This window comes from Streptomyces sp. NPDC092045 (assembly GCF_044756005.1).
GTDB lineage: Bacteria > Actinomycetota > Actinomycetes > Streptomycetales > Streptomycetaceae > Streptomyces.
The window spans coordinates 37984-59674 of record NZ_JBIVSC010000013.1; the positions used below are offsets into that span (position 1 = coordinate 37984).

The 21691-nt window shown below is 75.4% G+C and carries 9 protein-coding genes; all 9 read right to left on the reverse strand.

The genetic code is table 11. From position 1 onward, the window contains the following. Positions 1-7848, reverse strand: a complete 7848-nt coding sequence (locus ACIQKA_RS24885; protein WP_402542430.1) for an amino acid adenylation domain-containing protein — start codon at positions 7846-7848, stop codon at positions 1-3. Continuing rightward, positions 7845-15644 (reverse strand): amino acid adenylation domain-containing protein, encoded by a 7800-nt coding sequence (locus ACIQKA_RS24890; protein ID WP_402542431.1) that lies wholly within the window; start codon positions 15642-15644, stop codon positions 7845-7847. The genes ACIQKA_RS24885 and ACIQKA_RS24890 overlap by 4 nt, the downstream gene beginning before the upstream one ends. 40 nt (positions 15645-15684) lie before the next feature. After that, on the reverse strand, positions 15685-16872 hold the full coding sequence (locus ACIQKA_RS24895; protein WP_383150626.1) for an NAD(P)/FAD-dependent oxidoreductase: 1188 nt from the start codon (positions 16870-16872) through the stop codon (positions 15685-15687). A gap of 82 nt (positions 16873-16954) precedes the next feature. After that, complete coding sequence (locus ACIQKA_RS24900) at positions 16955-17185, reverse strand: acyl carrier protein (protein ID WP_383150628.1); 231 nt, start codon at positions 17183-17185, stop codon at positions 16955-16957. A gap of 34 nt (positions 17186-17219) precedes the next feature. Further along, on the reverse strand, positions 17220-18800 hold the full coding sequence (locus ACIQKA_RS24905) for an amino acid adenylation domain-containing protein (protein ID WP_383431778.1): 1581 nt from the start codon (positions 18798-18800) through the stop codon (positions 17220-17222). A gap of 103 nt (positions 18801-18903) precedes the next feature. After that, on the reverse strand, positions 18904-19119 hold the full coding sequence (locus ACIQKA_RS24910) for an MbtH family protein (protein ID WP_366378510.1): 216 nt from the start codon (positions 19117-19119) through the stop codon (positions 18904-18906). A gap of 184 nt (positions 19120-19303) precedes the next feature. Beyond that, entirely contained in the window at positions 19304-20383 is a 1080-nt protein-coding gene (argB, locus tag ACIQKA_RS24915; RefSeq protein ID WP_391096579.1) for an acetylglutamate kinase, read from the reverse strand. Then, complete coding sequence (locus tag ACIQKA_RS24920; RefSeq protein WP_391096580.1) at positions 20380-20628, reverse strand: hypothetical protein; 249 nt, start codon at positions 20626-20628, stop codon at positions 20380-20382. Before ACIQKA_RS24920 ends, argB begins: the two co-directional genes overlap by 4 nt. Continuing rightward, a complete protein-coding gene (gene argC, locus ACIQKA_RS24925) occupies positions 20625-21653 on the reverse strand; it encodes an N-acetyl-gamma-glutamyl-phosphate reductase (protein ID WP_383150634.1) in 1029 nt (342 codons plus the stop codon). Before argC ends, ACIQKA_RS24920 begins: the two co-directional genes overlap by 4 nt. Between the last annotated feature and the right edge of the window lie 38 nt (positions 21654-21691).

Sequence of the window (21691 nt, forward strand, 5' to 3'; positions counted from 1 at the left end):
TCACTCCTTGACTATCAACGGGCGCAGGCTGCGACGGGGCGGAGCAGCCGATTCCTCGGACCAGGCGGCCAGCGCGGCGGGCGTGGGCAGGTCGAAGATCGTGCGGATGGGGATCTCGACGCCCAGCTCGGTGCGGGCGCGGGTGATCAGGCGGGTGGCGAGCAGGGAGTGTCCGCCGAGGGCGAAGAAGCCGTCGTCGACGCCGACCCGGTCCACGCCGAGCACCTCCTCGAACAGCGCGGTCAGGGCCTTCTCGCGCGGGGTGCCGGGGGCCCGGTAGGCGGTGCCGGTGAACTCCGGTTCGGGGAGCGCGGCCCGGTCGAGCTTGCCGTTGGGGGCGAGCGGGAGCCGGTCGAGCACGACGACGGCGGACGGGACCATGAACTCCGGGAGCCGTTCCCCGGCGAAGGCGTCGAGCTCCTCGGGCGTCGGGGCAGCCGCGCCTCCCGTGCCCCCCGTGCCCTCCGTGCCCCCGGCGTCCTGGGCGTCCTGGGCGTCCTTCGCGTCCTTCGCGTCTTGGGCGGGCACGACGTACGCCACCAGCCGCTTGTCCGTGCCGCTCCCCGGCGCCTCCCGGGCGACGACCGCGCACTGGCCGATCCCGGGGTGGGCGGTGAACACGGCCTCGACCTCGGCGGGCTCGACGCGGAAGCCGCGCACCTTGACCTGGGCGTCGGCCCGGCCCGCGTACTCCAGGTGGCCGTCCCCGTTGATCCGGGCCAGGTCGCCGGTGCGGTACATGCGGTCGCCGGGCGGGCCGAAGGGGTCGGCCACGAAGCGCTCTGCGGTGAGTCCGGCGCGGCCGTGGTAGCCGCGGCCCACGTTCCCGGCGACGTACAGCTCGCCGGTGGTGCCCGGGGGCACGGGGGCCAGGCCGGGGCCGAGGACGTAGCCGCGCATGTTGCCGAGGGGGGTGCCGACGGGCGCGCTGCCGGCCCGGTCGGCGGGGGCGGCGGTGTCGGAGGCGGTGTGGGTGGTGGCGTAGAACGACTCGCTCTGGCCGTACGCGTTGACGACGCGGACGCCCGGGAAGGCCCGGCGGGTCCTCTCGACGAGCGACGCGGGCAGGGCCTCCCCGGCGAAGACGACCGTCTCGACGCGGACGCGGCCGGTGATGCCGTCGAGGAGTTCGGCGAAGGCGGAGGGCACGGTGGAGACGACGGCGCCGTTCCAGCCGTCCCGCTCGCCCAGGACCAGGACGTCGCGGACCACTTCGACGGTGCCGCCGGAGGCGAGGGTCGTGAAGATCTCGAAGGCCGAGACGTCGAAGTTGACCGAGGTGCCGGCGAGGAGGCGCTTGCCCGGCGCCATGCCGACGCGGGGGGCGAGCCGCAGGACGCCGTTGACCACGTTGGCGTGGGTGATGGCGACGCCCTTGGGCTTGCCGGTGGAGCCGGAGGTGTACATCACGTACGCCAGCTGCCCCGGGTGCGCGGTCCGGTCGGGCGGGGGGACGTCCCTGGACGGGTCGAGCGCGTCGAGGAGCAGGTCGGGGGCGTCGTGCTCCGGCAGCGCCCCGGCGGTCGCGGAGTGGGTCAGGACCAGGCTCGGCCGGGCCTCCTCCAGGATCGCCCGGAGGCGGGCTCCGGGGTACTTGGGGTCGACCGGCAGATAGGCGCCGCCCGCCCGGAGGACCGCGAGCAGTCCGACGACCAGGTCGGCCGTGCGCGGCAGGGAGACCGCGACCAGCGACTCGGGGCCCACGCCCCGGTCGGCCAGCTCCCGGGCCAGGCGGTCGGCCCGGGCGTCCAGTTCGCGGTAGGTGAGCGAGGCGTCGTCCGCGACGACGGCGAGCGCGTCGGGGGTGCGGGCCGCCTGGGCCGCGACGAGGCCGTCGACGGTGGCCGGCGGGGTCGGGACGGCCGTGTCGTTGAAGGCGTCGAGCAGCCGGTGGCGTTCGGCCGGGCTCAGCAGGTCGAGGTCGGCGGTCTTCGTGCCGGGGTCGTCGGCCAGCGCCCGCAGCACGCGCGCGAGGCGGTCCGCGTACTCCCGCACCGTCTCCCGGTCGAAGACCCCGGGGGCGTACTGGAGGGTGAGCCGCAGGTGCGGTTCGACCAGCGCCATCAGGGCCAGCGGGTAGTTGGTGCCGGTGGCCAGGCGCAGGCCGGTGAAGGAGATGCCGCCCGCCGCGTCGGCGGCGGCGCCCAGGCTCCGCCGGTCGACGGGGTAGGACTCGAAGACGACCAGGGTGTCGAAGAGGGACGGCAGGCCGGTGGCCCGCTGGATGTCCGTGAGCCCGTGGTGGTGGTGGTCCAGGAGCGCGGCCTGCCGGTCCTGGAGCCGGACCAGGACCTCGGCGAGGGTGTCGCCGGGGGCGTGTGCGACGCGTACGGGAAGAGTGTTGATGAACATCCCGACCATCGACTCGACGTCCGCGACGGCGGGCGGGCGGCCGGAGACGGTGGCGCCGAACACCACGTCCCGGCGGTTGGTGAGGCCGCCGAGCAGCAGCGCCCAGGCGCCCTGGACCAGGGTGTTGACGGTGACGCCCGTGCGGGCGGCGGTGTCGGACAGGGCGCGGGCGAGGTCGGCCGGGAGGGCGACCTCGACCTCGTCGAGCCCGTCCCCGCCGGTGTCCCCGGAGCCGGGGGCGAGCAGGGTCGGCTCCTCCAGGCCGGCCAGTTCGGCCGCCCAGGCGCGGTCCGACTCCGCCGGGTCCCGGCGGGCGCGCCAGGCGAGGAAGTCGGCGTAGTCGCGGGTGGCGGGCAGGTCCTTCGGGTCGCCGCGGGAGCCGTGGAGGAGCAGCAGGTCGCGGACGAGGAGGGGGGTGGACCAGCCGTCGAACAGCGCGTGGTGGGCGGTCATGACCAGTTCGGCCCGGTCGGGCGCGAGGACGACGAGCGACAGCCGGAACAGCGGCGGGGCCTCGCGGTCGAAGCGGTCGGCGCGGTCCCGGGCGAGGAACCGCTCGAAGGCCTCGGTGCGCTCCTGCTCCCCGGCGGCGGTCAGGTCGAGGTGGCGCCAGGGCAGTTCGACGGCCTCCGGGACCACCTGGACCACCTCGCCGTCGGCCCGGGTGGTGAAGGCCGCGCGGAGGTTGGCGTGCCGGGCGAGGAGGGCCCGCCCGGCGCCGCGCATCCGCTCGGGGTCGACCGCGCCGGAGAGGTGGAAGACCATCTGCATGTGGTAGGCGTCGAACGACGTCCCGGACAGCAGGGTGTGGAAGAGCATGCCGGACTGGGCGGGGGTGACGGGCCAGACGTCGGCGAGCCGGCCGAAGCGGGCCTCCCAGCCGTCGATCTCCGCCTGGTCCACCCCGGCCAGGGGCGCGTCGGAGGGGGTGAGGCCGCCGGCCCCGGGGGTGCGGGCGTGCCGGGCGAGGGCGGTCAGCGCCTCGACCCACCGTCCGGCGAGTTCGGTGACCTCCTCGCGGGAGAGGATCCCGGTGGGGAAGCCGAAGTGGGCGGTCAGCTCCTCGCCGGTGTCGCCGGGGGCGGCCACCGCGTTGATCTCCAGGGCGGAGAGGGCGGGCATGTCCGGGTCGGGGGCGGCGACCAGGTCCCGGCCGGCGGGGTCCGGGGTCCAGCCCGTGCCGCGCAGCTCCTCGGGGAGGTCGGCGGCGGAGGAGCGGCCCAGGTAGTTGAAGCCGATCCGGGGTTCGGGCAGTGCGGCGAGCACGGGGGCGGTCCCGGGGTTCAGGTGGCGCAGCAGGCCGTAGCCGATGCCGTTGTCCGGCACCGCCCGCAGCCGTTCCTTGACGGCCTTGACGGCGCGGCCGGCGGCGGGGCCGCCCGCGAAGGCGTCGGCCAGGTCGACGCCGTCCAGGTCGAGCCGGACCGGGTACATGGCGGTGAACCATCCGACCGTGCCGGACAGGTCCGCGCCGGGCACCACGTGCTCCTCGCGGCCGTGGCCCTCCAGGCGGACCAGGGGGGAGCCGCCGGTCAGGCCCCGGTCGCGGTGCCAGCGGGCGAGGGCGAGGGCGAGGGCGAGTCCGGCGAGGAGGCCGTCGTCGACGCCGCCCCGGAACACCGTCGGGAGGGTGTCCAGGAGGGTCGCGGTGACGTCGGCGGGGACGCGGACGCGGACCGTGTCCACGGTGGCGGCGACGTCGAGGGCCGGGTCGGGGTCGCGGGCGCCCAGGACGGGGTCGCCGCCGTCGAGGACCGCCTGCCACAGGGGCAGTTCGGCGACCCGGCCGGGGGCGGCGGCCTCGTCGGCGAGGGCGTGCGTCCAGCGGCGCAGGGAGGTGCCGGTCCCCGCGGGCTCCGGGGCGAGGCCCCGGCGGACCCGCTGCCAGGCGGCGGCCAGGTCGGGCAGCAGGATCCGCCAGGACACGCCGTCGACGACCAGGTGGTGGAGGACGATCAGCAGCCGGTCGGGGCCGGTTCCCGGGGCCCCGGAGGTCCCGGTGCCTTCGGAGGTGAACCGTACGAACTGGGCCATGACGCCCGCGTCGGGGTCCAGCCGGTCGGCGGCGGCGTCCAGCTCGGCCTGCGGGTCGGCGTCGTGGGGGACCTCGCGCAGCAGCGCGGCGGCGTCCACGCTTCCGGCGGGGGCCGTGAGCAGCTCCCGCCGTTCCCGGTCGAGCCGGGAGCGCAGGGCGTCGTGCCGGTCCAGTACGGACCGCAGGACGGCGAGCAGTCCGGCGCGGTCGGCGTCCTCGGGCAGGGTGAGGAGCGCGGACATGGAGAACCGGCCGAGGCCGCCGCCGCGTTCGAGGACGTGCGCGGCGGTGGGCGGCAGCGGGGACCGGCCGACGCCGCCGCCGGGCAGCTCGGCGAGGCCCGCCGGCTCCTCGTCCCGGCGGCCGTCGACCAGCTCCGCGAGGCGGGCGACCGTGCGGTGCTCGAAGACCTCCCGGGTGCCGATCCGGACGCCGCGCGCCTTGGCGCGGGCGACGACCTGGATGGAGCGGATGCTGTCGCCGCCCGCGGCGAAGAAGTCGTCGTCGACGCCGATGCCCGGGGCGTCGAGCACGTCCGCGTACACCTCGGCGAGGATCCGCTCGGTCGCGCCGCGCGGGGCCCGGTACGCGGTCGCGGCGAACTCCGGCTCGGGCAGGGCGGCCCGGTCCAGCTTGCCGCTGGGGGTCAGCGGCAGGCGGTCGAGGACCACGAGCACGGCGGGCACCATGTAGTCCGGCAGCCGTTCGGCGGCGAACCGCCGCAGCTCCTCCGGCGAGGGGGCGGCGTCGCCGGACGGGGTCGCGTAGCCGACGAGCCGGGCGGTCCCGGTGCCGTCCTCGCGGAGGGTGACCACGGCCCGGCCGACGGCGGGGTGGCGGCCGAGGGCGGCCTCGATCTCGGTGGGCTCGATCCGGATGCCGTTGACCTTGACCTGGGTGTCGGCGCGTCCCTCGTACTCCAGGTGGCCGTTCCGGTCGAGCCGGGCGAGGTCGCCGGTGCGGTACATGCGGGCGCCGGGCGGGCCGGCGGGGTCGGGCACGAACCGCTCGGCGGTGACCGGGGCGTTGCGGTGGTAGCCGCGGGCCGTCAGGCCGCCGACGTACAGCTCGCCGGTCACGCCGGGCGGGACCGGGGCGAGGTCCGGGCCCAGGACGCGGGCGCGCATGTGGGCGAGCGGGCGGCCGACGGGCACCGCGCCGGTGCCGTCCCGTCCCTCCGGGAGGACGTGGGTGGTGGCGTAGAAGCTCTCGGTCTGCCCGTAGGCGTTGACGATCCGCACGCCGGGCAGGTCGGCGCGGATCCTGGCGGCCAGGTCGGCGGGGAGGGCCTCGCCGGCGAGGACGACGGTCTCCACGTCGAGCCGGTCGGCGGCGGGCCCTCCGGCCCCGAGCTGGTCGAGCAGGGCGGCGAAGACCGTGGGGACGGCGCTGACGGTGGTGCCCGACCAGTGGTCGCGCTCGGCGAGTTCGAGGACGTCCCGGACCACCTCGACGCTCGCCCCCGAGGTGAGCGCGGTGAAGATCTCGAAGACGGACACGTCGAAGGTGACGGAGGTGGCGGCGAGCGTCCGGGAGCCCTCGCCGACCCGGACGGTCCGGCGCAGGTCCCGCAGGCCGTTGACCACGGCGGTGTGGGTGACGGCGACGCCCTTGGGGGTGCCGGTGGAGCCGGAGGTGAACATGACGTAGGCCAGGTCGTCCGGCCGGGCGCCCGGTCCGGGGAGCGGCGCGGGCGCGGGGCCGTCGAGCGGCAGTCCGTCGAGGTGGAGCAGGGGCGGGCCGGTCCCGGCCGCGACGGCGGCGGTGGCGCGGTCGGTGAGGACGAGCGCGGGGACGGCGGCGTCGAGGAGCAGGGCGATCCGGGCGGCCGGGTGGCCGGGGTCGACGGGCAGGTAGGCGCCGCCGGCCTTGAGGACGCCGAGGAGGGCGACGACCAGGTCGGCGGTGCGCGGCAGGGCGACGGCGACCAGGACGCCGGGTCCGACGCCCCGGTCGCGGAGTTCGGCGGCGAGCCGGCCGGCCCGGTCCTCCAGCTCGCGGTAGGTCAGGACGGTCCGGCCGGAGACCACGGCGGTGGCGTCGGGGGTGCGGGCCGCACGGGCGGCGACCAGTTCGTGCACGGTGGCCGTCCGGTCGGGCGCGGCGGTGCCGTCGAGCCCGGCGAGCAGCTCCCGTTCGGCCCCGCTGAGGACGTCGAGCCCGGCGAGGCGCGTCCCGGGGTCGGCGACGACCTGCCGCAGGACGCGGACGAAGCGCTCGGCGATGCCCTCGGCCGTGTCGTGGTCGAACAGCTCGGTGGCGTACTCCAGCCGGCCGTACGCGCCTCCGGAGGCGTCCGGGACGACGTTGAGGAACAGGTCGAACTTGGCGGTGCCGGTGTCGGCGGCGACGGGGGTGGCCCGCAGGCCGGGCATCTCGATGCGCGGCCAGACGAACTGCCAGGCCAGCATGGTCTGGAACAGCGGCTGGTACGAGGTGGTGCGCTCGGGCCCGAGGAGTTCGACCAGGCGCTCGAAGGGCACGTCCTGGTTGTCGTAGGCGGCGAGGGCCTTCTCGCGCACCTGCTCCAGGAGGCCGGCGAAGGTCGGGTTCCCGGTGAGGTCGGCGCGCAGCACCCAGGTGTTGACGAAGAAGCCGATCAGGTCGTCGAGCTGTTCGTCGGCGCGGCCCTCGATGGGGCTGCCGACCGTGACGTCCGGGCCGCCGCCCAGCTTGTGCAGGAGCACGGCCAGGGCGGCCTGGGCGGCCATCGGGGCCGTGGCGCCGTGGTCGGCGGCCAGCCTGCCGAGGCCGGTGAGCAGTTCGGGTTCGAGGGTGAAGGAGACGTGGCCGCCGCGGTGGTCGGAGACCGTCGGGCGGGGCCGGTCCAGGGGCAGCGGCACGGGCTGCGGCACCCCGTCGAGCTCGCGGCGCCAGTGGTCGATCTGCTGGGCGGCGAGGCTGTCGGGGTCGTCCTCGTCGCCCAGGAGCTGCCGCTGCCACAGCGTGTAGTCCTTGTACTGGACCGGCAGCGGCTCCCAGTCGGGCGCCGTGCCCCGGCGGCGGGCGGTGTAGGCCGACACCAGGCCCCGGAGGAAGGGCGCCATCGAGGCGCCGTCCACCGCGATGTGGTGGAAGGCGAACACGACGACGTGCTCCTGCGGGGACACCCGCAGGACGGTGGTCCGCAGGGGGAGTTCCGCCTCCAGGCGGAACCCCTCCCGCAGGGCCTCGCGGACGGCCGCGTCCACCGCGTCCGCCGCGACGTCGACCACCCGGAACGGGTGGACCGCCTCCTCCGGCGGCAGGATCCGCTGCTCGGGGGTGCCGTCCTCGTTCTCGACGATCAGGGTGCGCAGGGTCTCGTGCCGGGTGGTGACGTCCTTCACGGCCGCGGCCAGGGACGCGGTGTCCAGCGGCCCTTCCAGGCGCAGTGCGAACGGGATGGTGTACGTCGGGGACGGGCCCTCCAGCCGGTGGAGGAACCAGAGCCGGCGTTGGGCGAACGACAGCGGGATCATCGGCTGTACTCCTCCACGGTCATCTGGCGCAGCTGCGGGCGGGCGGCCCTGCGCCGCCGGGGGCCGTCCGAGGAGGTCAGCCCGTCGATGTGGGCGGCGAGGCGGGCGACGGTCGGGTTCCGGAAGACCATCGTGACCTTGGAGTCGACGCCGAACTCGTTGCGGATCCGGCCGCTGAGCCGGGTGGCGAGGAGGGAGTGCCCGCCGCAGGCGAAGAAGTCGTCGTCGACGCCCACTCCGGTCCGGCCGAGGAGGTCGGCGAACAGGCGGCAGAGGATCTCCTCGGTGGGGCTGCCCGGCGCGCGGCCGGGCTCCGCCGCGCCCTGGTCGGGCGCGGGCAGCGCGCCCCGGTCGAGCTTTCCGCTCGGCGAGGTCGGGAGGCCGGGGAGCGGGACGACGGCGGACGGGACCATGTACTCGGGCAGGCGTCCGCGCAGCAGCGCCGTCAGCTCCGCCGGGTCGAGCGAGGCGGGGTCGGCCTTGCCGCTCGGCACCGCGTAGGCGACGATCCGCTGGTCGCCGGGGCGGTCCTCGCGGACCACGGCGACCGCCTGCGCCACGGCGGGGTGTTCGGCGAGGACGTGTTCGATCTCGCCGAGTTCGATGCGGAAGCCGCGGACCTTCACCTGGAAGTCGCTGCGCCCGAGGTACTCCAGGCGCCCGTCGCGGTCCCGGCGGACCAGGTCGCCGGTGCGGTACATCCGTGCGCCGGGCCCGCCGAACGGGCAGGCGACGAACCGTCCGGCGGTCAGGTCGGGCCGGCCCTGGTAGCCGCGGGCCAGGCCGTCGCCGGCGATGTACAGCTCTCCCCGGACCCCGGCGGGGACCGGGCGCAGCAGTTCGTCGAGCACGTACACCCGGGTGTTGCCGATGGGGGCGCCGATCGACGGGGTCCCGGAGCCGGGCGCGACCGGGGAGGTGGTGGACCAGACGGTGGTCTCGGTCGGGCCGTACATGTTGGTGACCTCGGCGGCCTGTCCGGCCAGGGCGGCGGCGAGCCGCGGGGGCAGGGCCTCGCCGCCGACCAGGATCCGCAGGCCGCGCGCGCCCTCCGGCTCCTCCATGAGGAGCATCTGCCAGAAGGCCGGGGTCGCCTGGACGAGGGTGACGCCGTGGCGGCGGACCGCCTCGACGACGGCCGAGGGCCGGGTGACGGTCTCCTTGCCGGCCAGGACGACGGCCGCCCCGGAGATCAGCGGGAGGTACAGCTCCAGGCCCGCGATGTCGAACGCGACGGTGGTCACGGCGAGCAGGCGGTCCTCGGGGGTGAGCGCGAACCGGCGCGCCATGGAGGCCAGGAAGTTCTCCAGGGCGCCGTACGGGACGGCCACGCCCTTCGGCCTGCCGGTGGAGCCCGAGGTGTAGATGACGTACGCGGTGTTCTCCGGGCGGACGGCGACCCGCGGGGGCGTCGCCGGGTGGCGGGTCAGGTCGGCGGCGGCGAGCGCGTCGGCGTCGAGCACGAGGGCCGGGCGGGAGTCCTCCAGGATGTGGTCGATGCGGGTGCCGGGGTGCTCCGGGTCGATCGGGACGTAGGCGGCGCCGGCCTTGAGGACGGCGAGGAGGGCGACCACGAGTCCGGTGGTCCGGGGCAGCCGCACGGCCACGAGCGATTCGGGGCGCACGCCGCGGTCGATCAGCCAGTGGGCGAGCCGGTTGGCGCGCTCCTCCAGTGCGGCGTAGGTCAGCGTGCCGTCCTCGGCCGCGACGGCGAGGGCGCCGGGGGTGTCCTCGGCGCGCCGCCGCACGGTCTCGGCCAGGCCGGCTTCGAGGGCGGGCTCGTCGGTGGCGTTGGACCCGTGGAGCAGCAGGTCGCGTTCGCGGGCGTCGAGCACGTCGACGTCGCCGAGGCGGGTGTCCGGGTCGGCGAGGAGCTGTTCGAGGACCCGGACGAGCCGGGCGGCGATCTCCTCGGCCTCGGCGCGGTCGTAGAGGTTGTCCTGGTAGTCGAGGGAGAGGCGCAGGTAGGGGTCGGCGGAGTTGAGGGTGAGCGGGTAGTGGGAGCCGGCGAAGGGGCGGATCCGGTCGATGGTGAATCCGGCCGAGTCGTGGGCGTCGACCATGCCCTCGCGGTCGATCGGGTAGTTCTCGAAGACGATGAGGGTGTCGAACAGGGCGGGCAGCCCGACGTCGCGCTGGATGTCGGCCAGTCCGTGGTGGTGGTGGTCGAGCAGGGCGGTCTGGCGGTCCTGGAGGGCGGAGACGACCCCGCCCATGGTGTCGTCGGGGCGGCAGAACACGCGGGTCGGCAGGGTGTTGATGAACAGTCCGACCATCTCGTCGGAGCCGACCAGGTCGGCGGGGCGGCCGTTGACGGCGGCGCCGAAGACCACGTCCCGCTGTCCGGTGAGCCGGGCGAGGAGGATGGCCCAGGCCCCCTGGAGGAGGGTGTTCAGGGTGACGCCGAGTTCGGCGGCGCGGCGGGCGAGGCCGCGGCCCTGGTCGATGGAGAGCGGCACCTCGACCCGGCCGAGGGCGGAGGCGGTGCCCCGCAGGGCGGCGTTCGGGGCCACCAGGGTGGGCTGCTCGAAGCCGTCCAGCTCGGCCTTCCAGCGGGCGGCCGACGCCTCCTGGTCCTGCGCGGAGAGCCAGCCGAGGTAGTCGCCGTAGCTGCGGACCGGGGGGAGGCCGCGGGTGTCGGAGTAGAGCCGGACGAGGTCCGTGATCACCATCGGCGACGACCAGCCGTCGAAGAGGGTGTGGTGCGCGGTGACGACGAGCTTGGCCCGCTCCGGTCCGCAACTGAGCAGGTGCAGGCGGAGCAGCGGCGGCCGGGCGGGGTCGAGCTGGTCGGCCCGGTCGTCGGCGAGCGCCCGGTCGAGCGCCGCGTCGGTCCCGGCCTCGTCGAGGCCGCCGAGGTCGGTGTGGCGCCAGGGGATGTCGACGTGTTCGGCGACGATCTGCACGGGTTCGCCGTCGGCGCCGGTGAGGAACGCGGAGCGCAGGTTGGGGTGCCGGTCGAGGAGGGCCTGTCCGGCGGCCCGCATCCGCTCCGGGTCCACGTGTCCGGACAGGTGCAGGACGAACTGCATGTGGTAGACGTCGAAGGCGCCCTCGGCGAGGGCGGCCTGGAACTGGATGCCGGACTGGCCGGGGGCCTGCGGCCAGATCTCGGCGAGCCGCCCGTAGCGCTCCTCCCAGGCGTCGATCTCGCCCTGGCCGACCTTCACCAGGGGCGCGTCGGAGGGGGTCAGGCCGCCGGCGCCGGGACGGGCGGCGTGGGCGGCCATGCCGCGCAGCACCTCGGCCCACAGGTCGGCCAGTCCGGCGGCGCGCTCGCGGGTGAGGACGCCGGTGGGGAACATGAAGGCGGCCTGGAGGGCCGGGCCGTCCTCGGTGTCGGTGACGACCGAGTTCACTTCGAGGGCCGACAGGGCGGGCAGGTCCGGGTCGGGCACCGGGACCAGTTCGGCGGACCAGGGCGCGGGCGTCCAGCCCTCGGCGCGCAGGTGCTCGGGCACGTCGGTGCCGGAGACGCGGCCCAGGTAGTTGAACCCGATCTGCGGGTCCGCGTAGTCGGCGAGCTGCGGGGCGGTCTCCGGGTTGAGCCATCGGAGCAGTCCGTATCCGAGGCCCTTGTCGGGGACGCCGCGGAGCTGTTCCTTGACCAGTTTGACGGCCCGTCCGGCGGCGGCGCCGCCGGCCAGGACCTCGTCGAGGTCGACGTCGCGCACGTCGACGCGGGCCGGGTACATGCTGGTGAACCAGCCGACGGTGCGGGAGAGGTCGGCGCCGGGGACGACCTCCTCCTCGCGGCCGTGGCCCTCCAGGCGGACCAGGGTGGAGCGGTCGTCGCCGCGCCAGCGGTTCACCGCGAGGGCGAGGGCGGCGAGCAGGACGTCGGTGCCGGTGCTCCGGAACGCGGCGGGGAGCCGGGTGAGGACCGCCTCGGTGACCTCGGGGGAGAGCCGCACGCGGACGGTGTCGAGGGTGGACATCAGGTCCACGGCGGGGTCGAAGAAGCGCTCGCCCAACGGCAGGTTGGGCGATTCGAGGACCTCGCGCCAGTGGTCGAGCTCGTCCTCCCGCTCGGGGGTGAGGGCCTCGGCCTCCAGGGCGGCGGCCCAGCGGCGGGCGGAGGTGCCGACCTCGGGGAGGTCGGGCTGCTCGCCGGAGCGGACGGCCTGCCAGGCCTCGGCGAGGTCAGACACGAGGACGCGCCAGGAGACGCCGTCGACGACCAGGTGGTGCAGGACCACGAGGAGCCGGCCGGCGCCGGAGCCGGCGGCGAACCAGACGAAGTCGGCCATGGTGCCGGCCCGGGGGTCGAGCCGTCCGGTCGAGGCCTCCAGCTCGGCCTTCGCCGCCGCCAGGACGGCCGGGTCGTCCCAGTCGCCGGCGACGGGGACGCGGTGGACGAGCTCCGCAGCCCGTACGGCGCCCTTCGGGCGCACCAGGAGGGCGGGCTCGTCGCCGGGCACGAGCCGGGCGCGCAGCAGGTCGTGGCGGTCGAGGACGGCGTCCAGGGTCGCGGTGAGACCGGCCCCGTCGATGCCGGCGGGCAGTTCGAGGACGATCGACATGGCGAAGCGGTCGATGCCGCCGCCGTGTTCGAAGACGTGCCGGGCCACCGGCTGGAGCGGCAGCGTGCCGACGCCGCCGCCGTCGAGCTCTTCGAGGACGGGCGTCCGGTCGCGGCGGTCGGCGGCGACCTCGGCCAGCCGGGCGGCCGTGCGGCACTCGAAGATCGCGCGGGTGGTCAGCTCCAGGCCGCGGGCGCGGGCCCGGGCGACCACCTGGATCGACCGGAGGCTGTCGCCGCCGACCGCGAAGAAGTCGTCGTCGACGCCGACGCGGTCCACGCCGAGGACGTCGGCGTAGGCCGCGGTGATGATCTTCTCGGCCTCGGTGCGGGGCTCGCGGTAGGCCTCGCCGAGGAACTCCGGCTCGGGCAGCGCCGACCGGTCCAGCTTGCCGGTGGGGCCCAGCGGCAGGGCGCCGAGGGCCACGAAGGCGGAGGGCACCATGTAGTCGGGCAGCCGGGCCGCGGCGAACCTGCGCAGTTCGGCGGCGGAGGCGCCGGCCTGCACGTCGACGTCGCCGATGCCGCCGGCGCCGTCGTCGCCGACGGCGCCCTCGCCGGTGTGCACGACGTAGGCGACGAGCCGCCTGCCGCCCTGGGGGACCTCGCGGGCGACGACCACGGCCTCGCTGATGCCGGGGTGGGCGGTCAGCGCCGCCTCGACCTCGGCCGTCTCGATGCGGAAGCCGCGCACCTTGACCTGGCCGTCGCCGCGGCCGACGCACTCCAGGCGCCCGTCGGCGTTCCGGCGGGCGAGGTCGCCGGTGCGGTACATGCGCTCGCCGGCGGGGCCGAAGGGGTTGGCGACGTAGCGCTCGGCGGTCAGGGCCGGGCGGCCGTGGTAGCCGCGGCCGAGGCAGGCGCCCACCACGTACAGCTCGCCGACGACGCCTCTCGGCACCGGGGCCAGGCCGGGGCCGAGGACGTAGGCGCGCATGCCGCCGAGCGGGGTGCCGATGGGCGAGACGTCGCCCTCGGGCCACTCCTCGCCGGCGCCGAGGGCGAAGGCGGTGGCGTAGAAGCTCTCACTCTGCCCGTACGAGTTGACGATCTGCGCGCCGGGCAGGGCCTCGCGGACCTGCCGCACGAGGCGGGCCGGGAGCACGTCGCCGGCGAAGACGACCGAGCGGACGTCGGGCGCCTTGTCCAGGTGGCCGAGGAGTTCGCCGAGGACGGAGGGGACGCCGCTGAGGACGTGGCCGTCCCAGGAGTCGCGCTCGGCGAGCGCGAGGGGGTTCTCGACGAGCTCGGCGGTGCCGCCGGTGGTCAGGGTGGTCAGCAGTTCGAAGACGGAGACGTCGAAGTTGACGGAGGTGCCGGCGAGCATCTTCCAGCCGGCCGGGGCGTCGAGGACGCGCACCAGCTCCCGCACGCCGTTGACGAGGTTGCGGTGGGTGATCGCCGCGCCCTTCGGCTTGCCGGTGGAGCCCGAGGTGTACATGACGTACGCCAGGTTGTCCGGGTGCGGCCGCGCGGCGCGGGCGGAGTCGTCGGGGGCCCCGGCGGGCCACTCGGCGCGCCGGTCGAGGTCGATCACGGGGAGGCCGTGCTCCGGCAGCTCCCGGGCGGTCGCGGTGTCGGTGACCACGAAGCGCGGGCGGGCCTCGGCGAACACGGTCGGGGCCCGGCCGGAGAGGTACCGCGGGTCCAGCGGCACGTATCCGGCGCCGGACTTGAGGACGCCGAGCAGGCCGGCGACCAGGTCCTCGGTGCGCGGCAGGGCGAGGACCACCAGGTCCTCCGGTCCGGCGCCGTGCCGTACCAGCTCCCGGGCGACGGCGTCCGCGCGCCCGTCGAGCTCCCGGTAGGTCAGCGTGCGGTCGCCGGAGACGAGCGCCGGGGCGTCCGGGGTCGCGGCGGCCTGGCGCTCGAAGAGGCCGGGGACGGTCTGCTCGGACGGCCCGGTGGCGGCGGGGACGGCGTCGAGGCCGGTGAGCAGCAGCTCGCGCTCGGCCGCGTCGAGCACGTCGACGCCGTCGACGCGGCGGCCCGCGTCGGTCACCAGCCGGTCGAGGACGCGCACGAACCGCTCCCCGAGGGTCTCGGCCGTGCTCCGGTCGAAGAGGTCGGTGGCGTACTCCAGGCGCACCCCGGCCCCGCCGGACGCGTCCGGGATCATGTTGAAGAACAGGTCGAACTTGGCCGTCCCGGTCTCCAGCGTCTCGGACGCGACGTCCAGGCCGGCGAACTCCAGCCGCCCCAGCGGCTCCTGCCAGGCCAGCATGACCTGGAAGAAGGGGTGGTAGGCCGTGGAGCGGTCCGGGTTGAGCAGCTCCACCAGCCGCTCGAAGGGCATGTCCTGGTTGTCGTACGCGCCGAGGGAGCGGTCCCGCACCCGGCCGAGCAGCTCGTGGAAGGTCGGGTTGCCGGAGAGGTCGACGCGCAGCACCCAGGTGTTCACGAAGAAGCCGACGAGGTCGCGCAGCTCCTCGTCGGTGCGGCCCGCGATGGGCGCGCCGATCGGGATGTCGTCGCCGCAGCCGAGGTGGCGCAGGAGCACGGCGAGGGCCGCGTGCATGACCATGGAGACGGTGGTGTCCCGCTCGGCGGCCAGCTTCTCCACGGCCGCGAGCAGGTCGGGTCCGATCCCGAACGTCACCAGGCCGCCGTCGGAGCTCGTCCGCTTCGGGCGGGGGCGGTCCGTCGGCAGGGCCAGCGGCTGCGCCATGTCGGCCAGCGCCCCGCGCCAGTACTCCAGCTGGCGGTGGGCCAGGCTCTCCGGGTCGGACTCGTCGCCGAGCACGTCCTGCTGCCACAGGGTGTAGTCCGCGTACTGGACCGGCAGCGGCTCCCAGACCGGGGCCCGGCCCTCCCGGCGCTCGGCGTAGGCCGCGGCCAGGTCGCGCAGCAGCGGTCCGAGGGACTCGCCGTCCAGGGCGATGTGGTGCACGACGAGGACCAGGGTGTGGTCGGCCGGTCCGGTGCGCACGAGGCGGGCGCGGATCGGCACGTCGGCCGCCAGGTCGAAGGTCTCCCGGGCCGCCGCGTCGACCTCGGCGGCCCGCCGGTCCGGCGCGGTCTCGACGACCGACAGGACGGACGGCGCCCGGTCGGCCGCCAGGACCCGCTGGTGGGGGACGCCGTCGTCGCCCTCGGCGATCACCGTGCGGAGCACCTCGTGCCGCTCCACGACGTCGTGGAGCGCCGACCGCAGCGCCGCCACGTCCAGCTCACCGGTCAGCCGCAGGGCGAAGGCGCCGTTGTAGGTCGGCGAAGGGCCTTCGAACCGGTCCACGAACCACAGCCGGCGCTGCGCGAACGACAACGGGATCATTGTTTCTCCAAATCGGCGGAACCAGGGAGCGGATCGGCGCTCAGCCCTGGTCGAGCAGGGTCAGCAGTTCGTCGTTGTAGAAGTCGTCGATGGAGCACGCCCCCGACAGCGTCGAGAAGTAGCGGTCGATGTGCTCCTGGTGTCCGACCAGCTTCCGCAGCATCTCGGTCCGGCCCTCGGGCTTGAGTTCGGCCACGTTGAGCGCGCCCTGGTAGTGGTTCAGCGCCTCGTCGCCGAGGTCGTTCTCGTAGCGCCGCAGCGCCGACCTCAGCCGGGCGTCGTCGTGCAGGCCGTCCCCGATGTGGTCGGTGAGGCTCTGGGCCTGGACGAAGGCCTCGGTGATGCCGCGGGCGGTGATGGAGTCCTTGTGGTTGACCGCGTCGCCGACCAGGACCCAGCCGGGGCCGTACGCCCGGCGGAAGTAGTTGTCCTGGTGGCCGGTGCCGTAGAGCTGCTCGACCCGCTCGCCCGCCCGCATCCGCTCCCACAGTTCGGGGGCGGTGGTGCGGAAGGCGTCCAGGTAGGCGGGCTCCACGTCCTTGCGGACGGAGCCGAAGTCCGCCTGCGGGAAGTAGGCCATGAGCAGCGTCAGGTCGTCGTTGGTGGGCAGGACGCCGATCCAGCGCCCCGGGCGCTCGTACAGCTCGAAGTCGGAGGGGACGCCGGCCCAGTAGCTGTAGTAGGTGCAGGTCATCCGCGGGTGCTCGATGACGTTCTCCGCGCCGGTCTTGCGGGCCACCAGCGAGCGCATGCCGTCGGCGCCGACGACCAGGCGGGCCCGGTCGGTCGCCTCGGCGCCGCCGGGGGTGGTGTAGCGCACGCCGACGACCCGGTCCCCCTCGAAGACCAGGTCGTTGACGGCGCAGCCCTCGCGGAACTCCACGCCCGCCTCGACGGCGCCCTCGGCGAGGAGCGGGTCGAGGACGTAGCGGCGCGGCGCGTACGTGGCCCGCAGGCCGTCCATCGGGAGGGAGAAGCCCTCGATGCGGACGCCGGGTCCCTCGTAGACCTGCTTGGTGATGGGCCGGCAGCCGGCCGCCCGGAGCTTCTCCAGGAGGCCCCAGCGTTCGAGCAGCGCCACGCCCTGCATGTGCAGGTAGTGCGACGACAGGGTGTCCTGGGGGAACGTCGCCTTCTCCAGGAGCAGTACGCGGTATCCCTGCCGCGCGAAAAGCATGGCCGTCGGAGAACCCGCACAACGGGCCCCTATGACAATCACGTCGTACACGGCGCCTCCGCCTCTTCTACCAGGTGGTTTTCAATGGATCCGGCGGGCCGGGAGCGCACCGGGCGCCTCCGGCCGCCGCGCGTCAACGGGCGGTCGCGCCCCGGGACTCGAGGTACGCGGAGAGCGAGGCCACGGTCGGGTGGAGGAACAGCTGGTCCATCGGGACCTCGGCCCCCAGCTCCTCCAGGAGGGCCCCCTGGATCCTGACCATGACCAGCGACTGGCCGCCCAGGGCGAAGAAGTCGTCGTCCACCGCTATGTCGTCGATCCGGAGTTCCCGGCACCAGATGGCGCGCACGTCGTCGGCGATCATCACGTTCCTCTCGGTATCTCTTCGGGGGTCGCCGTCACGTCGCCGCCCCGCTTCCGGCGTACCGGCCGCGGAACGCGGCGAGGAGCGCCGGGCGGTCCACTTTTCCGTGGGGGCTGAGCGGGAGGCGCGGGACGTTCACGAAACGGGCCGGGACCATGTTCCGCGGCAGGTCCCGCAGGAGGCCGGAGCGCAGCTCCTCCTCCGCGGGCTCCGCGCCCGCCGGGACGAGGAACGCGATCAGCTCGGCGTCCCCGGTGTCGTACGAGACGCCCACGGCGGCCTCGCGGACCCCGTCGAGCCGGGCGAGCGCGCGCTCGACGTCGGTGGGGTCGATGCGCATGCCGCGCACCTTCACCTGGGAGTCGATCCGGCCGAGCACGACGAGGTCGCCGGCCGCGTCCACCCGGCCCCGGTCGCCGGTGCGGTAGATCCGGCGCGGCTCCCCGTCGACCTCGATGTGGGTGAACCGGGCGTTCTCGGGTCCGTTGCCCAGGTATCCGGCGCCGACGCCGAGGCCGGAGACGCAGATCTCGCCCTCCTCCCCCGGTCCGACCGGGCGCAGGTCCCCGTCGAGGAGGTGGATGTCGGTGTTGTGGGCGGGGGTGCCGACCGGCGGGATGGCGTGGACGCCGGGCCGGTAGCCGGCCAGGTCGTAGGAGGTGGCGACGTCGGTGCACTCGGCGACGCCGTACTGGTGCAGCAGGACGCAGTCGTTGCCCTCGCGCGCGGCCCACGCGGCGAGCCGCTCGACCTTGAGGGCCTCGCCGCCGAAGAGGATGTGGTCGAGCCGGGTCAGGGCGTCGCCGCCCCGGGCGGTCTCCCAGTCCACCAGCAGGTACAGCGTGCTGGAGGCGCAGTGCACGACGCGGATGTCGTGCCGGTCGAGGATGCGGTAGGCGAGCAGGGCGTCGAAGTTCCGGCTCGCCATCAGGTGCTGGGTGGCCCCGCAGAACAGCGGGGTCATCAGGCTGCGCTGGGACAGGTCGAACCCGAAGGCGCTGACGACCAGGTGGTGCGACCCGCTGTGCAGGCCGTACTCCAGGGTCAGCCAGTTCATCAGGTTGAACCAGCCCTCGTGGCGCACGGCGGTCAGCTTCGGCGTCCCGGTGGAGCCGGAGGTGAAGACCGCGTAGCAGACGTCGTCCCCGGTGACCTCGACGCCGGGGGCGGTGGCGGGCAGCTCCGCCAACTCGTCGGCCAGCAGCTCCAGGTCGACGACCTCGGCGTCCGCCGGGGCGACCATGGCCGCGGTGGCCGGGGAGGCGGCGATCAGGGCGAGGTCGGGGACCTGGCCGAGCAGCAGGCCCAGCCGCGCCGCCGGGTACGCCGGGTCGAAGGGCACGTAGGCCGCCCCGGCCTTGAGCGTGCCGAGGACGGCCACGAGCAGGTCGATCGAGTAGTCGAGGCAGACCCCGACCTTCGCGCCCCGGCCGATGCCGCGCGCGACGAGGTGGTGCGCGAAGCGGTTGGCCCGCGCGTCGAGCTCCGCGTACGTCAGCCGCCGGTCGTTCCAGACGACGGCGACGGCGTCGGGGGCGGCCGCGGCGTGCTCCTCGAACCGCTTGTGCACGACGGGCACCGCGGGCAGGGCGACCCGCTTTCCCTGAAGGATCATCAACTGGCTCCGATGGCTCCGATGTGAGTGGTGTCCGGTGGTGCGGGCCGCCGGGCACGCCGTGCGCCGCTCCGCGGAGCGCGTCGCGCGGGCCTGCCGGCGCTCAGCCCGCGGCCATGGACTCCCGCAGGCTCCGGGGACGCAGGTCGGTCCAGTTGCGCTCGACGTACTCCAGGCACTCGGCCCGGGAGGCCTCGCCGAAGGCGACCCGCCAGCCGGCGGGCACCTCGGCGAAGGCCGGCCACAGCGAGTGCTGGTCCTCGTCGTTGACCACGACGTTGAAGCGGCCGTTCTCGTCGTCGAAGGGGTTCGTGCTCAACTGGCACCGTCCTTAGCAGTCATGGGGTGGTCCGGCGTTGCGAGTGGTGTCGAGTGGTGCCGCGGCGGGGACCCGTGCCTTCCGGGCCGGCGCCGTGCGCGTACGGGCCCGCCCGCCCGTACGGCCGGGCGGGAGACTCGTCGCACTGTATCCACGGGCCCGTGGGGGCCCGGTCGAGTCCCGCTCAACGACGCGGGGCCCGGTCGGGAGGGGGTTCGCGCCCCGTTTCCGGCGGGTGGGCCGGGCCGGGGACGGGCGGGCGGGCCGGGGCGCGGTCCGGCACGATCTCCGTGCCGGTGCCCCCGTCGGTGAAGACCTGCGCCAGGACCGCGTGCTCGACCCGGCCGTCGATGACGCGGGCCGTGCGCACGCCGTTGTTCACGGCGTACAGGCAGCCCTCCATCTTGGGGATCATCCCGGCGGAGAGGCGCGGGACGAGCTCCGTCAGTTCGGCGGCGGTCATCCGGGGGACGACCTCGCCGTGCGGCCAGTCCGCGTACACGCCCTCGACGTCCGTCAGGACCAGCAGCGTCTCGGCCCCGAGGGCGGCGGCGAGGGCCGCGGCCGCCGTGTCGGCGTTGACGTTGAACACCCCTCCCCCGGCGGCGTCCTTGGCGTCCTCGGACCGGGCGACGGAGGAGATCACGGGGATCCGCCCGTCCTCCACGAGGGTCCGCACGATCCCGGTGTCGACGCGGGCGACCTCGCCCACGCGGCCGATGTCCACGGCCCTGCCGCCGGCCTCGGCGTAGCGCCTGACGGCGGTCATCAGACGGGCGTCCTCGCCGGTCAGGCCGACGGCGTGCGGGCCGTGGCCGTTGAGCAGCCCGACCAGCTCGCGCTGCACCTGCCCGGCGAGGACCATCCGGACGACGTCCATGGTCGCGTCGGTGGTGACGCGCAGGCCGGCCTCGAAGCGGGACTCCAGGCCCAGCCGGTCGAGCTGGGCGCCGATCTGCGGGCCGCCGCCGTGCACCACGACCGGCCTGAGGCCGGCGTGGAGCAGGAAGAGGACGTCCTGCGCGAAGGCCGCCTTGAGCCGCGCGTCGACCATGGCGTTGCCGCCGAACTTGATGACGACGGTCCGGCCCCGGTGGCGCGCCAGCCAGGGCAGCGCCTCGGCGAGGACGCGGGCCTTGGGCAGGGCGGCGGGCTCGGCGCGCCCGGCGGGGGCGGGGGAGCAGGAGCAGGGGGCCGCCGGGGGCGGGGGTGGAGCTGTGGCCGGGGCCGGGGCCGGGAGGAGGGGAGACGGAGGAGCGCTCATGAGGCGTACTCGCTGTTCTCGTGGACGGGGTCGGCGTGGTCGCGGACGTGCGCGGTGTCGTCGCGGACGGGCGCGGCGGTCTCGTGGAAGCGGGTGGGGTCGCCGTGGACGCGGGCGGCGGGCACGTGGAAGCGGGTGGGGTCGCCGTGGACGTGGGCGGCGGGCACGTGGACGTGCGCGGTGTCGGCGTGGACGCGGGCGGCGGTGGGGTGCGCGGCGTTCTCGTGGACGTGCGCGGCGGTCACGGTGCGGTTCCGGTGGTGGGGAGGCCCAGGGCCTCGGGGAGGCCGAGGGCGACGTTCATGCTCTGGACGGCCCCGCCCGCGGTGCCCTTGGTCAGGTTGTCGATGGCGCTGATCACCACGATCCGGCCGGCCGCCGGGTCGAGGACCGCCTGCACCTGCGCGCAGTTGGAGCCGACGACGGACGCCGTGGCCGGCCACCGGCCCTCCGGCAGCAGCCGGACGAACGGCTCGTCGGCGTACGCCTTCTCGTACGCGGCGCGGACGTCCCCGGCCGTGGTGCCGGGCCGGGCGGCGGCGGAGCAGGTGGCGAGGATGCCGCGCGGCATGGGGGCCAGGGTCGGGGTGAAGGAGACGGTGACGGGCCGGCCGGCGGCGGCGCCCAAGTGCTGCGCCATCTCGGGCGTGTGGCGGTGGCCGCCGCCGACGCCGTACGGCCGCACGGAGCCCATGACCTCGCTGCCGAGCAGGTCGGCGCGGGGCGCCCGCCCGGCGCCGGAGGTGCCGGACGCGGCGACGACCACCGCCTCCGGCTCCGCGAGCCCGGCCGCGTACGCCGGCAGGAGCGCCAGCAGGACCGCGGTCGGGTAGCAGCCGGGGACGGCGATCCGCCGGGCGCCCGCGAGGGCGGCCCGGGCGCCGGGCAGTTCGGGCAGGCCGTAGGGCCAGGTGCCGGCGTGGGGCGAGCCGTAGAACCGTTCCCAGTCGGCCGCCCGCGCGAGGCGGAAGTCGGCGCCGCAGTCGACGACGAGCGTCTCCTCGCCCAGTCGCTCCGCGAGCGCGGCGGACCGGCCGTGCGGCAGGGCGAGGAAGACGACGTCGTGGCCCCGGGCGGCCCCGGCGGTGGTGGGCAGCACCTCCCGGTCGGCGAGCGGGGCCAGGTGCGGCTGGAGGTCGCCGAGCCGGTGCCCCGCGCCGGAGTGCCCGGTCACCGCGCCGATCTCCACCCCGGGATGGGCCAGGAGCAGGCGCAGGAGCTCGCCCCCCGCGTATCCGGTCGCTCCCAGCACGGCCGCTCTGACGGACATGGACCCTCCTGTTCGACGGGCGTGCGGTGGTGCCGCGC